Annotated in this window: 11 protein-coding genes; 4 read left to right on the top strand and 7 right to left on the bottom strand. The window is 57.1% G+C overall.

What is annotated here, in order from left to right:
• Window positions 1-143: 143 nt before the first annotated feature.
• Together WG891_RS10550 and WG891_RS10545 are read right to left on the bottom strand one after the other, a co-directional pair.
• Window positions 144-2,312, bottom strand: a complete 2,169-nt coding sequence (locus WG891_RS10550; RefSeq protein WP_337262592.1) for a YgiQ family radical SAM protein — start codon at window positions 2,310-2,312, stop codon at window positions 144-146.
• An 88-nt stretch (window positions 2,313-2,400) separates the two neighbouring features.
• Window positions 2,401-3,183 (bottom strand): GntR family transcriptional regulator, encoded by a 783-nt coding sequence (locus WG891_RS10545; protein ID WP_337274580.1) that lies wholly within the window; start codon window positions 3,181-3,183, stop codon window positions 2,401-2,403.
• Window positions 3,184-3,348: 165 nt separating this feature from the next.
• Here WG891_RS10545 and WG891_RS10540 point away from each other — a divergent pair, with 165 nt between their 5' ends.
• The 3 genes from WG891_RS10540 to WG891_RS10530 are packed head-to-tail and all read left to right on the top strand — an operon-like array spanning window position 3,349 to window position 6,697.
• A complete protein-coding gene (locus WG891_RS10540; RefSeq protein WP_337262594.1) occupies window positions 3,349-4,365 on the top strand; it encodes an ADP-ribosylglycohydrolase family protein in 1,017 nt (338 codons plus the stop codon).
• 8 nt (window positions 4,366-4,373) lie between these two features.
• A complete protein-coding gene (locus WG891_RS10535; RefSeq protein ID WP_337262595.1) occupies window positions 4,374-5,771 on the top strand; it encodes a purine-cytosine permease family protein in 1,398 nt (465 codons plus the stop codon).
• Window positions 5,768-6,697: a PfkB family carbohydrate kinase gene (locus WG891_RS10530; protein WP_156293434.1), complete on the top strand. Its 930-nt coding sequence runs from the start codon at window positions 5,768-5,770 to the stop codon at window positions 6,695-6,697. The genes WG891_RS10535 and WG891_RS10530 overlap by 4 nt, the downstream gene beginning before the upstream one ends.
• A 39-nt stretch (window positions 6,698-6,736) precedes the next feature.
• Here the strand turns inward: WG891_RS10530 and WG891_RS10525 are convergent, their stop codons facing one another.
• Together WG891_RS10525 and xapA are read right to left on the bottom strand one after the other, a co-directional pair.
• On the bottom strand, window positions 6,737-7,996 hold the full coding sequence (locus WG891_RS10525) for a nucleoside permease (protein WP_337262596.1): 1,260 nt from the start codon (window positions 7,994-7,996) through the stop codon (window positions 6,737-6,739).
• Between the two features lie 87 nt (window positions 7,997-8,083).
• Window positions 8,084-8,905, bottom strand: a complete 822-nt coding sequence (gene xapA, locus WG891_RS10520) for a xanthosine phosphorylase (RefSeq protein WP_337262597.1) — start codon at window positions 8,903-8,905, stop codon at window positions 8,084-8,086.
• A gap of 129 nt (window positions 8,906-9,034) precedes the next feature.
• Between xapA and WG891_RS10515 the strand changes: the two genes are divergently transcribed.
• The gene (locus WG891_RS10515; protein WP_337262598.1) at window positions 9,035-9,946 is read left to right on the top strand and encodes a LysR family transcriptional regulator; all 912 of its coding nucleotides are present in this window, start codon (window positions 9,035-9,037) and stop codon (window positions 9,944-9,946) included.
• Here WG891_RS10515 and ftsP read toward each other — a convergent pair.
• The 3 genes from ftsP to parC form a co-directional block, all read right to left on the bottom strand.
• Window positions 9,943-11,358, bottom strand: a complete 1,416-nt coding sequence (gene ftsP / locus WG891_RS10510) for a cell division protein FtsP (RefSeq protein ID WP_337262599.1) — start codon at window positions 11,356-11,358, stop codon at window positions 9,943-9,945. The two genes, WG891_RS10515 and ftsP, sit on opposite strands and share 4 nt — an antisense overlap.
• Before the next feature lie 145 nt (window positions 11,359-11,503).
• Window positions 11,504-12,238 carry a 1-acylglycerol-3-phosphate O-acyltransferase gene (locus tag WG891_RS10505; protein ID WP_337262600.1) on the bottom strand — a complete coding sequence of 245 codons (735 nt, stop codon included), beginning with the start codon at window positions 12,236-12,238 and terminating at the stop codon, window positions 11,504-11,506.
• A gap of 157 nt (window positions 12,239-12,395) precedes the next feature.
• Window positions 12,396-14,669, bottom strand: coding sequence for a DNA topoisomerase IV subunit A (gene parC / locus WG891_RS10500; protein ID WP_337262601.1), 2,274 nt, complete (start codon window positions 14,667-14,669; stop codon window positions 12,396-12,398).
• Window positions 14,670-15,046 lie beyond the last annotated feature (377 nt).

Below are 15,046 nucleotides of genomic sequence, written 5' to 3'. Positions count from 1 at the left end.
TGATATTGCTGAGGAGAGGGTGTTTTGAGCATGGCAGTCAGTCCATTTTTTGCACTGACCTTATTAGATCAAAGTCCTGGCCTCACGGCCAGGACTTTGTCATCAATCTGAGGGAGCCGCTGGCTCCCTGCTTTAAACTGCCTTTACGCCTTGCCGCTGCGCGCGGGTTTACGCACCGGCGGTTTGTTTGATGGCGTGCGCTGGCGCGTGATATCGGTATGCTTAGTCAGCGCCGGGCGGGTCTGGCGCTGCAGGCGTCTGGCCTCGCGCTGCTCGTCAAGGCTTGGCGCTGGCACCAGGCACTCACGACGGCTGCCGATCAGGTGCTTCAGGCCCATTTCTTCCAGCGCGCTGCGGATCAACGGCCAGTTGGCCGCATCGTGATAACGCAGCAACGCCTTATGCAGACGGCGCTGGCGATCGCCACGCGGGATATACACGTCTTCACTCTTGTAACCCACCTTGCCCAGCGGGTTTTTGCCGCTGTAATACATGGTGGTAGAGTTGGCCATTGGCGAAGGATAGAAGTTCTGCACCTGGTCGAGGCGGAAACGGTTCTTTTTCAGCCACAGCGCCATGTTCACCATGTCTTCATCGCTGGTGCCTGGATGCGCAGAGATGAAGTAAGGGATCAGATACTGCTCTTTTCCTGCCTGTTTGGAATACTGATCGAACAGTTGTTTGAAACGATCGTAACTGCCCATACCCGGCTTCATCATCTTCGACAATGGCCCTTCTTCGGTATGTTCCGGTGCAATCTTCAGGTAGCCCCCCACGTGGTGGGTCGCCAGTTCCTTGATATAACGCGGATCTTCCACCGCTAAATCGTAACGCACGCCGGAAGCGATCAGGATCTTCTTGATACCGGTTAACTCACGGGCACGGCGATAGAGCTTGATGGTCGGCTCATGGTTGGTATCCATATAGGTACAGATTTCCGGATACACGCACGACGCGCGGCGGCAGGTCTGCTCCGCACGCGGATTGGTGCAGCGCAGCATATACATGTTGGCGGTCGGGCCGCCCAGATCGGAAATCACCCCGGTAAAGCCTGGCACTTTGTCGCGGATCTCTTCGATCTCGCGCACGATCGAATCTTCGGAACGGCTCTGGATGATGCGCCCTTCGTGCTCGGTGATCGAACAGAACGAACAGCCGCCGTAGCAGCCGCGCATGATGTTCACCGAGAAGCGGATCATGTCGTAGGCTGGGATGCGCGCTTCACCATACGCCGGATGCGGCACGCGCTGGTATGGCAGGGCAAAAACGCTGTCCATTTCCGGCGTGGTCAGCGGGATCGCCGGTGGGTTGATCCACACGTAGCGATCGCCATGCTTCTGCATCAAGGCACGGGCACAGCCGGGGTTGGTTTCGTGGTGCAGAATACGTGAGGCATGGGCATACAACACCTTGTCTCCCTTCACCTTTTCAAAGGAAGGCAGTAACACATAGGTTTTTTCCCACGGTTTAGGCTTGGCGGCACGCACAACAACCGGCTTGGCTTCGGGCTCCGGCACGCTACCGTCGGCACAAGGCAAGTCTTCACCGTAAGGATTGGGGATCGGCTCAATGCGGCCCGGCTTATCCAGACGGGTGGAATCCACCCCGCTCCAGCCCGGCAGCGGCTGTTTGCGCATCACGGCGGTGTTGCGGATATCGTGGATATCCTGAATATTTTCACCGGCCGCCAGGCGGTGCGCCAGCTCCACCAGCGGGCGTTCGCCGTTGCCGTAAATCAGGATATCGGCTTTGGAATCCACCAGCACCGAGCGGCGCACCGTATCCGACCAGTAATCGTAATGCGCGATACGGCGCAGGCTGGCTTCGATACCGCCCAACACGATCGGCACGTCTTTATAAGCTTCTTTACAGCGCTGGCTGTACACCAGCGTGGCACGATCCGGGCGCTTGCCCCCCACGTTACCTGCGGTATAGGCATCGTCATGGCGCAGTTTGCGATCGGCGGTGTAGCGGTTGATCATCGAGTCCATGTTGCCAGCGGTCACGCCGAAGAACAGGTTCGGTTTGCCCAAGCGCATAAAGTCGTCTTTATTGCTCCAGTCCGGCTGGGCAATAATCCCAACGCGGAACCCTTGAGCTTCCAGCATGCGGCCGATGATCGCCATGCCAAAACTTGGGTGATCGACATAAGCATCACCGCTGATAATGATCACATCGCAGCTGTCCCAACCCAGTTGGTCCATTTCTTCTCGCGACATCGGTAAAAATGGCGCAGGGCCAAAACACTCGGCCCAATAAGGCTTATAAGAGAACAGTTCACGTTCGGGTTGGATCAGGCTGGTGGTACTCATTACGGATACTCTTGTGCAGGTTAATTTATCGCCGGGCGGCGATTATACGCACTCGCTGTCAAAAGAGCATGGTTATTTCTCAGTTTGATCAGCTATTGACCTCAAACTCATACACATCACTGCGGCACAGGGTCTCGCTGAGCTCCAGCACCTCCCCCTGGCCATTACGACTGGTCTGCAAAATGCGCAATAACGGCATGCCACTGTGAACGTTGAGCAAATCGGCGATCTCATCCGTGCTGGCAACGGCCTTCAAGCGAAAATGTCGCCCTTCTGGCACAATGCCCCGCGATTGCCACAGGGCATAAAGCGAGTGTTCCAGCGCTTCAGGATCGGGCAGAAAATGCGGTGGGATGTAGGTCGTTTCCAGTGAAACCGGGTTGCCATCAACCAGACGCAGGCGGCGCAGTTTAACCACCTCGCTGTGACTCGCCATCTCCAGCGCTTTGGCAACCTCGGCGGGAGCCGTCATCCGAGTACGCAGCAGCCATTGGTTGCTGACGCTGCTGCCATTACGCCGCACCTGAGCGGTGAAACCGTGATCCTGATTGAGGGAGTAACCGATATGCATCGCCACACGGGTACCCACGCCCTGCTGGCGCGAGATCAGCGCTTTTTCTTCCAGCAGCTTCATCGCTTTACTGACGGTTACCCGTGACACATCCAGTGCTTCAGCGACCAAGCGCTCCGGCGGCAGAAAGTCGCCAACCGCCAGCACATGCTGTTTAATCGCCGTTTCAATCGTCGTGGCCAGTTGGATATAACGCGGTGCTGCCGCAGCCTGCAAAAACTGTTGACGCAGCCAGGTAACAAACTCACTCATCGGATCCGCCTTTGATATACGCACTTTCTCCAGCATTGTTTCTAGCATATTTACGCCTTTGGGTGATAACGACGCAGCCTGGGTTTGTGTTGGAATTAGATTGGAATCACATTTTCAAGTATTGGACTTTAATTGGACCTATTTCACGCGTAATCTCACCCTATTGATGTTTCTTCAGCATCAATAGGCACCAACACCAGGGAATTGTATTACATGAAAAATACTAAAAAACCTCACCACGCTATTCTCGGCGCTCTGTATGGGCAAGCCGTGGGCGATGCGATGGGGATGCCATCAGAACTGTGGCCAGTGCAGAAAGTACGTGACTATTTTGGTTGGATCGAGAGTTTCCTGCCTGGCCCACAGGAAAACATAGCCGCAAACGAATTTACCGCCGGAGAATATACTGACGACACCCAACAGGCGATAGCATTGATGGATGCGCTGTTGGCCAGCGATGGCCGCGTCGAACCGGAACGCATCGCCCACCACATTATGCTATGGGCGGAACGCGTCGGAGCCTTTGAGAAAAACATTCTTGGCCCCACCTCCAAAGCCGCACTGCTGGCAGTGCGTGCCGGTACGCCAGTGCTGGAGATCCCCGCCAATGGCGTCACCAACGGTGCGGCGATGCGCGTTGCACCAATCGGTTGCCTGATGCCAAGCAGCAATCTGCCCCAGTTTATCGAGGCCGTGCGGCTGTCATGCAGCCCGACCCACAAGTCGGATATCGCCGTTGCCGGGGCGTTTACCGTCGCATGGGCAATCAGCCGGGCGATTGAAGGCGCGGATTGGGTCACCATCAAGCAGGAATTACCTGAACGGGTAGAGCAGGTACAACGGCAACAGATTACCACCCTCAGCCCGTCGCTCAGCCGCCGTTTAGTCTGGGCGCTGGAGTGTGCGGCTAAAGCCAGTGCGTTACCCGATGCCGACGCGTTGGCAGAGCTGTACCACACCATCGGTGCCGGGATGGACAATATCGAGTCCATCCCCATGACGCTGGCACTGGTTGAACTGGCTGGAACCGATCCGCAACGTTGCGCGGTGCTGGCCGCTAATCTGGGAGGCGACACCGATACTATCGGTGCCATGGCAACGGCAATTTGCGGTGCACTGCACGGAATTGATGCCTTCCCAGCGGAATGGATTGACACCATCAACCGTGCCAATCAGATTGATTTTCAGCCTTACGCAGCGGCACTTACCAGGCTGCGCAACCCGGGATAAATCATATTATGAGTGAAATCAACCGCAATGAGACATGGAAAGTAGAAAGTACGGGGATCGATCGCGTACCTGATGCTGAGCAAACCGGTAAACCGATCGAGCTGTTCTGGGTCTGGTCTGCCGCCAATATCGGTATTCTTGGCGTGGTCTATGGGGCGATTGTCGTCGCCTTTGGTCTGTCGTTCATCCAGTCGATCCTCGCAGCCCTGGTGGGCGTCGCCAGCTTTATTCTGGTGGGTTACACCAGCTTCGCCGGCAAGCGTGGCCGTACTTCTACCCTGACCTTATCGCGGGTGATTTTTGGTTTGAAAGGCAATATTGCCCCCACCACCTTCAGCTGGGTCAACCTGATGGGCTGGGAGGCGGTAAACGTGATTACCGGCACGCTGACGCTGGCGGCACTGTTCCAGGCTGCCGGTATGAGCGCCAGCCACTCCCTCACCGCCTTCAGCCTGCTGCTGTTTGGCGGCCTGACCATCGTGGTCAGCCTGCTCGGCCAGAATACCGTGGTCTGGATGCAGAGCTGGTTCAGCCGGATTTTCGGCACCATGACATTGATCGTGGTGTTGTATATCGTCTTCACCACCGAATGGAGCAAGGTGCTGTCGTTGCCTTCCGGCAGTTGGCTGACCGGTTTCCTGCCAGCGGTTTCGGTGATCGCCGCCGGTACCGGCATCAGTTGGGCCATCGCCGGGGCGGATTACAGCCGTTATCAGAGCCCGCAGTCTTCGGATAAGAGCATTTTTGCCGCCGTGGTAGGGGGTGCCTGCCTGCCGCTGATGCTGTTGATGTTCACCGGGATCCTGCTCTCGGTGCAACTGCCGGATCTCGCCAGCTCCGCTAACCCGATCGCGCTGATCGGTTCAGTGCTGCCGAAGTGGATGGCTATCCCCTATCTGCTGGCCGCCACCGCCGGTATTGTCACCATTGCGGTGCTCAGCCTGTATTCTGCCAGCCTGAACTTGCTGACGCTGGGTGTGAAAGTGAAGCAGTCGCTGGCGGTGTCTATCGATGCGGTGCTGGTGCTCGCGATTGCCATCTACGTGCTGTTTATTTCCGAAGACTTCCTGGGGCCATTTATCTCGTTCCTGGTGTTCTGTGGCGTATTCCTCGCCGCCTGGGCGGCAATTTTCATTCTCGATTACACCAAGCTGCGCCGCCAGCATGGCTACGATGCCAACGCGCTGTATGGCCTGAACGGCCAGAATCGCGGCGTGCGTAAAGTACCGCTGTTCTGCTGGTTCCTCGGTGCCTTCTGCGGGCTGATGGTGACCAAAACCGGCTTCATTGATGGCCCACTGGCTATAGGCCTGTTTGCCGACTCCAGCCTTGGGCTGTTCGTTTCATTCCTGGTCAGCCTGGTGGGTTACGGCCTGTATCTGGCCAGCCGCGGAGCACGCCAATGAGTGAGTTTTTCGCCGTAAAACCGATCCTGGTGCTGGGCGGCGCCGTGGGCGATGTGGTGCTCACGCTGCCCCACCTGCCCCGCAGCGGTGATGATATTGAAGCCGTGCCACAAGGCCGGCAGATTGGCGGCTGCGCCTTTAACGTGGCGCGGGCGCTGCGCCGCCTGAATGTGCCCGTGATCAACGGCATGCCGGTTGGCAACGGGGATTGGGGTGCCGCCATTGAAAGCGCGATGCAGGAACTGGATCTGCCGGTGCTGCTGCGCCATGGCCAGATGGATAACGGTTGGTGTTTGGCACTGGTGGAACCCAACGGTGAACGCACCTTTATCACCATCACCGGCTGTGAGGCCCACTGGAATAAAGCCCAGTTAGCCACTCTGCCGCTGGAGCCGGAAACCGTGGTTTATGCCAACGGCTATGAACTGGTGGGTGAAGCGGGTGAAGCCTTGCGCGACTGGCTGACGCGCCTGCCGTTCGACCAGTGGCGGCTGATCGACCCTGGCCCACGCATTGGCCAACTAGGCGCCGAGTTCTTCGCCATGCTCAGCGACAGCCATACCCTGCTGACCCTGAATCGTGACGAAGTGGCGATCTTGTGCGGTGAAGGCGATGCGGTCAGCGCCGCTCAGCGCTTTGCCAGCGCACATAACATCCGGCTGATCTGCCGTTTGGATCGCGACGGGGCCTGGATTTGCGACGGCAAACAACCACCGCAGCATGTGCCGGTCTATCCGGTTGAGGTGGTCGACACCATCGGTGCCGGTGACGCCCACTGTGCCGGCCTGCTGGCCGGGCTTTCCGCCGGCTGGCCATTGCCGCAGGCGGTCGATCTCGCCAACCGCGTCGCGGCCTGCGTGGTCGCCAGCCGCGGTGCGGCAGGTGCACCAGACTGGCAACAGCTGCAGCAGCGCTTTCCTGCCTGATACGTTAAGGGCCCAGGATCTGATGGGCCCTAACGACGCTTAATGTGCCTTCTGCATCTCCCCGGTCATCTCTTCCGGCCGATGCTGATAGTTGAACGTCAGCGCGAAGATCACCCCCAATACCAGCGTATAGGCTGCAAATACCAGCCAGATGCTCTGCCAGTCTTTCACGCCATCTTGAGTAAAGAAATCCACCACTTCACCGCTGGCGATCGCCCCAACATAAGCCCCGGCACCGTTAACCATGCTCATAAACAGCCCTTGTGCACTGGCACGAATACGGTGGTCGGCCTCTTTCTCAACAAAGATCGCACCCGAGATATTAAAGAAATCAAACGCGCAGCCATAAACGATCATCGACAGCAGCAACAGCACAAAACCGAACCCGGCCGGGGTACCATAGGCCAGGAACAGGAAGCGCAGCGTCCAGGCGGCCATGCTGATCAGCATCACCTGCTTGATGCCGTATTTACGCAGGAAGAATGGGATGGTGAGGATAAAAAACACCTCGGAAATTTGCGACAGAGAAAGCAGCACCGAAGGATAACGCACGCTGAAACTGTCCTGATACAGCGGATTGAACGAGAAATCATGCAGGAACGGATTACCGAAGGTGTTGGTGATCTGCAGTGCCGCCCCCAGCAGCATGGCAAACAGGAAGAAGATCGCCATACGCTTTTGCTTGAACAACACAAAGGCATCCAGCCCCAGCATGCTGACCCAGCTTTGCGAGCGCTTCACGTTGCTGGTTGGGCAATGGGGCAGCGTCAGCGAATAAGCGGCTAACACCAGCGATACCGCCGCAGCCAGGTACAACTGCATATTGCTCAATTCAATTTTGCCAAAGCTGATCAGCCACATCGCCAGAATAAAGCCCACCGTGCCATAAACCCGTACCGGCGGGAAATCCTTGACCGTGTCGCAGCCGTGTTTTTCCAGGCAGAAGTAAGAGATGGCGTTTGAAAGCGCGATGGTAGGCATATACACCATGGCGTTGAACAGCATCACCCAGAACATCACCATCGGCTGATCGACCTGTGCCGCGCAGTACAGCGCCAGCGCGCCGAGCAGATGGCACAGGCCATAGAGGTAGTTGGCCTTGATCCAGCGATCGGCGATGATGCCCGCCAAGCTCGGCATAATCAGTGCAGCAATACCTTTCGAGCTGTAAACCATCCCTACCTGCGCCCCGCTGAAATGTAGGGTATTGATCATGTAAGAACCTAAGGTCACCAACCAGGCCCCCCAGATAAAGAACTGGAGGAAGATCATCACTTTCAATCTGGTTTTTATTGCCATTACCATCACCTTGTTATTCTGATTTAAACGATGATTGACGCGGCGAGGCTCGGCCTCCAACGCGGGGCATTAGGATAAAAATCGGGCTTACAGCGTTTTGAAGAACTCACGGATCAGGCGCATAAAATCGTCTGCCGCCATTGCCGCACAGCTCAACGTCTGCTCATGGGACAGTGGGGTATCCGACAGCCCTTCGGCGTAGTTGGTCATCGCCGACACCACCAGCACCTTCAGGCCGCAATGGCGCGCGGAAAGGACTTCCGGCACGATCGACATCCCCACCACATCACAGCCCAACGTCTGCATCATGCGGATTTCTGCCGGCGTTTCGAAATTCGGGCCGGTATAGGCAGCAAACACCCCTTCAGCCAGCGGGATGCCGACCTTTTGCGCCACCTGCGCCAGTTGCGCGCGCAAATCACGATCGTAGGCATTGGCCAGGCTGAAGAAACGCGGGCCAAAGCGTTCGTCGTTGCTGCCCACTAATGGGGATTCCGGCATAAAGTTGATGTGGTCGGTCAGCGCCACCAGGCTACCCGGAGCCACAGAGGTGCGCAGCGAACCGGCGGCGTTGGTCGCCAGCAGGAACTCACAGCCCAACAGTTTGAAGGTACGGATCGCCGTGGTCATCACCTGCATGCCGCGCCCTTCATAAAAGTGCCCGCGCCCCTTCATACACAGCACCGGCACGCCTTCCAGCCAACCGGCCACCAGTTGCCCGGCGTGGCCGACCACGCTGCTTACCGGAAAGCCCGGTAATTCGGTATAGTCGATGGTGACGGTATCCTGCATGACCTCGGCCAGCGCACCCAGCCCAGAGCCCAGAATCAAGGCAGCGCGCGGTTGAAAGCCGGGTAGACGGGTGCGCAGAATATCGGCACAGGAAAAAGCATCTTCTTGATTAAACATAGTATTCTCTTCTGTGGATCGATAAAGTCATCCCCATAGTAGAGAGCGTTGACCGGCGGCGACCAATACATTCTTGCCCGCTGATTTATTCCATTTGCCTATAAATACCCAGCAGGGAGGCACACACTGATGAAACAGCCACTGCCCGATCCAAGCCGGATTAACTTCCGGCTGCTGCATTATTTCCGCGTGGTGGCGGAGGAGATGAATTTCACGCAGGCAGCGCGGCGGCTGAACATTTCCCAACCCCCGCTCAGCAAACATATCAAGGAGCTGGAAAGCCAGTTAGGCGTGGAATTATTCAAACGCACCACACGCTCCATGGCGCTGACGCTGGCGGGCCGCACGCTGTTTCATAACGTCGAGATGCTGCTGGATCAGGCTGGCAATGCGCTGAATCAGGTGCAGCAACTGGGGCGCGGTGAAGCGGGCCATATGGTGATTGGCATGGTGGGCACATCGGTCTGGGGGGGCCTGATCCCGGCGCTGAAACGTTTTACTGCCCAAACCGACCATGTGACCTGGGTGCTGAATGAACAGACCCCCAGCCAGCAGATCGTTTCACTGCAAAAACGGCATATCGATATTGGCGTATGGCGTGAAGCAAAGCAGCAGGCGCTACCGGGCCTGGCGTGCCAGCTCTTGGCGCGGGAAAAAATTGCGGTGGTATTGCCAACGTCGCATCCGCTGGCGGACGGCACGGCGATCCCGTTGAACGCCTTACAGCATGAAAAATTTATTGTGCTGCCGCCGCACGAAGCCAGCCTGGGGCTGTATTTGCACAATCTGTGCCTGCAACAGGGTTTTGCGCCAGATATTGCGCATCAGGTTAATGAGCCACAAACGCTGATGGCGCTGGTGGCAGAAGAATATGGCATTACGCTGCTGCCGGACAGCTACGGGCGCATCCCATGGCCCGGCGTGCGTTTCTGCCCGCTGCTGGCGGCACCCTCGGCCGATCTGTATGCGATCTATCATGCCGACAGTGCCACACCGGTGGTACGCGCGTTCCTGAAAATGCTGCGCACGCCGCAGGTTTAAGGTGCCGCCTGCACCACAAACTGGCCGGTGGAACCGCGATCGGCCATCTCCAGCGTTTGGCTGTAAAACAGAAACGGGAAATGTTGCGAGGAAACCTGGTTGAAATACACCAACAGCTCGACGTCTCCATCGACCCAAACGGTATCCTTCCAGCCCCGATCTTCCGCCATCGGTTGTGCGCCGTTGACACGTTTCACCAGGAACTGTACGCCCTGAATGTGGAACGCCTGCGGGGTATCGGCATGGATCGTCCAACGCTCCCAAACGCCTTGCTGCGTTTGCACGTCGATGCGGTTCATATCCCAGATAGCGCCATTAATCCCGGCCATCTTGTCGCCCAGGCGGAACTCGCGCGAACGGCTGACGCTGCCCTCCAGCAGTTGATCCGGCAGCAGGCGCATCGGCAGGTTATCTGTCACCAGCGGCAGCAGGCCGGTGGGCCTCAGGGTCAGCACCTGGGTGGAAATCAGCAGGTTGGAGGGTTCGAACAGGCCGCGCAGACGATCCATCATGCCAGCCGCCTCACCGGCAGTCAGAGACACTTCACCGCCATTCGACATGTCGATCAGCACTTCACGGCGCTCCCCCGGAGCGAGCGAAAGCTGCTGTACCGCCACCGGCGCGGGCAGAAAACCCTGGTCACCGGCAATCACGCTGATCGGCCGCCCATCGCTCAACTGCAGCTGGTAGCGCCGAGAGTTGGACGCATTCAGCAAACGCAGCCGGACCCAGCCGCGAGAGACTTCAACATAGGGGTTCTGCACGCCGTTCACCAGCAGCGTATCCCCCATAAAGCCCCCCTGCGCCGGCGGATCGTATACCGGGGTACCAAAGTTATCCAGCCGCTTGTCCTGAATGATCAGCGGGAAATCATCCACGCCATAATGATTCGGCAACGGCAGATTTTTACTGACCTCATCCTCAACCAACCACAGACCGGCCAGCCCGTTGTAGACATGCGGCGCCATCCGATTAGGCGTATTGGCGTGATACCAGCAGGTGGCTGCTGCCTGGCGGATGGGAATAACCGGCGACCAATCCACATTCGGTGACATCATGCGCGCCGCGCCGCCCATCAGGGTGCCGGGCACCTGTAGCCCGCTGATGGTCATCGACACCGGCTCTGTCAGGCGGTTGCTGTAGATCAGCTTCACGTCGTCGCCGCTGTACACCCGCACCGTCGGCCCCAGATAGATACCGTTAACCCCCCATACCGATGCCTTACGGTTCTCCATAAAGGCCCAGTGGGCACGCTGCAGCGTCAAAAACAGCGGCTGCCCGCGGCGGGATTCCAACAAGGGTGGGATGGGTAACAGGGTCTGCGTTGCGCTTGCCTCAGCCCTCAGCGGTACCGCGCCAGCGCACAGCGCCAAGCCCGATGCCTGAATAAACTGACGTCGACTGAGTGACATATTTTCTCCATGAAAACCAAACAAAGCTGTATGAAAAGCCCTGACTGAGCAGGGCGTAAAAGCAACGCGTAATATACCGCCCCCTTTCGCTATAGAGGAGGGGCTGGTTCGCTTTAAACCATTGGCATTGGCCTATGGGTTAATTTTATTTTTTTGCAGCGTCAAGCTGGGCGACTTCCGCATCCAGCAATGCAATTTTCGCCTCCATCAGCTCGTGGCAACGGGCAGCCAGCTCGCGAACCTGCTCTTTGTTATAGGCGCGGGTATCGATCGGCTCCAGCATCTCCACAATCACATGCCCATTATTCCAGCGGTTAAGATTGATTTTACCACTGGTGGTGGAAACGCAAATCGGCACAATCTGCACCCCGGCCGCAATCGCCGCGTGGAACGCGCCGGTTTTGAAAGGCAACAGCCCGCGCCCACGGCTACGGGTTCCTTCCGGAAACATCCAGATAGAAATATCCCGTTGCTTAATGGCTTCAACGACCTGAGCGATAGTGCCATGGGCTTTGGCACGGTTATCCCGGTCGATCAGCAGATTACCGGTCAGCCAATAGAGCTGGCCGAAAAACGGGATCCACGCCAGGCTTTTCTTGCCGACCGTCACGGTGCGCGGCTGCACGATATTGGAAACCGTCACCATGTCGTAGTTATTCTGGTGGTTGGCAATGTAAATGCAGGTGCCATTAGCAGACGCACCGGCAGGCTTACGTACTTCGACCTGCAAACCAAACACCGTCGAAAGGCGGCCAAACAGGTGGCCAAAAGTCGCCACATGACGGGGATTACGTGGGCTGAACAAACAATAAATCGAACCGAAAATACAGACTAGAATACAATATATCACGACAATAATAGCACGTAATATCAATAACATAACCACCTCATTAGCACACTGTCGGCGCGGCGTTTTACGTCCCTGCTGCTCTCGCTATTTTCTCGCCCGTCAGCGTTCGGCACAATATATTTATGTAGCGAAAATCTACCCGTTTGTATCTCCCCTGCCGCTTGACGGCGACAGAGGAGAAAACGGCTTACTCTTCACTCTCACCCGGTAATACCCGCTCTGGCATATCCAGCTCAACCCGGTCGATACGCTGCAGGCCACGTGGTAACAGGGTGCCTTTACGGCCACGTTCAGCACGGAATTTCTGCAGGTCTTCCGGCCGCAGCGTCAGCTTGCGTTTACCCACGTGCAGAGTGATCGAGGTCTGCGGTGGCAGCACAAACAGCCAGGTCAGCTTGTCTTCACCCGAAGCCGCCTGCGCCGACGGTATTGAGACAATCTTGTTGCCCTTGCCCTTCGACAACTGCGGCAGATCGGCTACCGGGAACATCAGCATGCGGCCAGCGGCGGTAATCGACAGCAACATGTCATCATCGCCGTTGATCTCCATTGGCGGCAGCGCCTTGGCGTTATCCGGCAGCGTGATCATCACTTTACCCGCACGGTTGCGCGCCACCAGATCGTTGAAGGTACATACGAAGCCGTAACCGGCATCGGAAGCCATCAACAGTTTCTGCTCATCGGCGGCCATCAGCACCTGCTCAATCGTCGCGCCCGGCGGTGGCGTCAGTTTGCCGGTCAGCGGTTCCCCCTGCCCACGGGCAGACGGCAGCGCCAGCGGATCGAGCGCGTAACTGCGCCCGGTGGAGTCGATAAACACCACCGGTTGGTTACTCTTGCCACGCGCTGCGGCACGGAAGCTATCACCGGCTTTATAGCTCAGCCCGGCAGGATCGATATCATGGCCTTTGGCGCTACGCACCCAGCCCATTTCAGACAGCACAATGGTCACCGGCTCAGAAGGCACAAAATCGTGCTCGCTCATCGCCTTGGCCTCTTCGCGTTCGGTCAGCGGTGAACGGCGATCGTCGCCATAGGCCTGCGCATCGGCCTGAATCTCTTTCTTAATCAGCGTATTCAGCTTGCGTTCGGAGGCCAGCAGCGCTTGCAGATGATCGCGTTCTTTCGCCAATTCATCCTGCTCACCGCGGATCTTCACTTCTTCCAGCTTGGCCAAATGACGCAGTTTCAGCTCAAGAATCGCTTCAGCCTGGGTATCAGAGATGCCAAAACGCTGCATCAATACCGGCTTCGGCTCATCTTCGCTGCGGATGATGTGGATTACTTCGTCGATATTAAGGAACGCCACCAGCAAACCTTCCAGAATGTGCAAGCGTTTCAGCACTTTTTCCAGGCGGTAGTTGAGGCGGCGGCGCACCGTATCGCGGCGGAAAACCAGCCACTCGGTGAGGATCTCCAACAACCCTTTAACCTGCGGGCGGTTATCCAGGCCGATCATGTTCATGTTGATGCGGTAGCTGCGTTCCAGATCGGTGGTGGCGAACAGGTGGTTCATCACCTGATCCAGGTCGATACGGTTGGAGCGTGGCACGATCACCAGGCGGGTCGGGTTCTCGTGATCCGACTCGTCACGCAGATCCTCCACCATCGGCAGCTTTTTAGCGCGCATCTGGCTGGCGATTTGCTCCAGCACCTTGGCACCAGAAACCTGGTGCGGCAGTGCGGTGATCACCGCGCTGCCATCCTCTTTCTTCCAGATGGCGCGCATACGCACCGAACCACGGCCATTCTGGTAAATTTTGCGGATTTCGTCGCGCGGGGTGATGATTTCCGCTTCGGTCGGGAAGTCTGGCCCCTGCACAAACTCCAGCAGATCCTCAAGCGAGGCTCCCGGTTTGTCGATCAGCGCCACGGCCGCTGCTGCCACTTCACGCACGTTATGCGGCGGGATGTCGGTGGCCATGCCGACCGCAATCCCCGTGGTGCCGTTGAGCAGGATGTTCGGCAGACGCGCCGGTAACATCTTCGGCTCCTGCATGGTGCCGTCGAAGTTTGGCACCCAGTTGACCGTGCCCTGGCCCAGTTCACCCAGTAATACTTCGGCGTATTTCGACAGGCGCGATTCGGTATAACGCATCGCGGCGAAGGATTTCGGATCGTCCGGTGCCCCCCAGTTCCCCTGGCCGTCGACCAACGGGTAACGGTAAGAGAACGGCTGCGCCATCAGTACCATGGCTTCATAACAGGCACTGTCGCCGTGCGGGTGGTATTTACCCAGAACATCGCCCACGGTACGGGCCGATTTTTTGAATTTAGCGCTGTTGTTCAGCCCCAGTTCCGACATCGCATAGATGATGCGGCGCTGTACTGGCTTTAAACCATCGCCAATATAAGGTAGCGCCCGATCCATGATGACGTACATGGAGTAGTCCAGATAGGCTTTTTCAGTGAATGTGTGCAGCGCTAAACGCTCAACACCGTCATGAGTCAGTTCACTCATTACTCAGATATCCTCAGACGACAAAGGGTCGATTCTGCCCGCGATAGTAACTCATCTTGTAGGTAGCTGTCACAGATGGTGCATCCATCGGTTTCTGTCACGTTGATGAAAGAAGATCGGCAAAAGTTGCGTTGCCTGCTTTTCAGGCAGATCAGAGCGATAGGGGTAATCGGGTGAGAAGATACGCTGGCAGCGCCGTTGCCATCACCGTGTTCCTTTATGAAATCTATCTGTTCGCAAAATGGGCGCCATACATCAACGTTAGCCATTCTATCCCCACATGCAGAAGCAAGAGATTTACACCCAAACCAACTCATTGAATACCTGGCTCCGTCTTACCGCTCAACATGGAAAGAAATGAAACTGTGACCTATGCT

The organism is Serratia sp. MMO-28 (genome assembly GCF_037199905.1).
In the GTDB taxonomy this organism is placed as follows: Bacteria; Pseudomonadota; Gammaproteobacteria; order Enterobacterales; family Enterobacteriaceae; genus Chania; species Chania oryzae.
The sequence above is the reverse complement of the archived record's forward strand: the minus strand, read 5'-3'. Positions and strand labels throughout refer to the sequence as shown.

Coding starts and splice junctions, on each gene's coding strand:
- WG891_RS10550 (WP_337262592.1), bottom strand. CDS start 2,312: ATGAGTACCACCAGCCTGATCCAACCCGAACGTGAACTGTTCTCTTAT.
- WG891_RS10545 (WP_337274580.1), bottom strand. CDS start 3,183: ATGCTAGAAACAATGCTGGAGAAAGTGCGTATATCAAAGGCGGATCCG.
- WG891_RS10540 (WP_337262594.1), top strand. CDS start 3,349: ATGAAAAATACTAAAAAACCTCACCACGCTATTCTCGGCGCTCTGTAT.
- WG891_RS10535 (WP_337262595.1), top strand. CDS start 4,374: ATGAGTGAAATCAACCGCAATGAGACATGGAAAGTAGAAAGTACGGGG.
- WG891_RS10530 (WP_156293434.1), top strand. CDS start 5,768: ATGAGTGAGTTTTTCGCCGTAAAACCGATCCTGGTGCTGGGCGGCGCC.
- WG891_RS10525 (WP_337262596.1), bottom strand. CDS start 7,996: ATGGCAATAAAAACCAGATTGAAAGTGATGATCTTCCTCCAGTTCTTT.
- xapA (WP_337262597.1), bottom strand. CDS start 8,905: ATGTTTAATCAAGAAGATGCTTTTTCCTGTGCCGATATTCTGCGCACC.
- WG891_RS10515 (WP_337262598.1), top strand. CDS start 9,035: ATGAAACAGCCACTGCCCGATCCAAGCCGGATTAACTTCCGGCTGCTG.
- ftsP (WP_337262599.1), bottom strand. CDS start 11,358: ATGTCACTCAGTCGACGTCAGTTTATTCAGGCATCGGGCTTGGCGCTG.
- WG891_RS10505 (WP_337262600.1), bottom strand. CDS start 12,238: ATGTTATTGATATTACGTGCTATTATTGTCGTGATATATTGTATTCTA.
- parC (WP_337262601.1), bottom strand. CDS start 14,669: ATGAGTGAACTGACTCATGACGGTGTTGAGCGTTTAGCGCTGCACACA.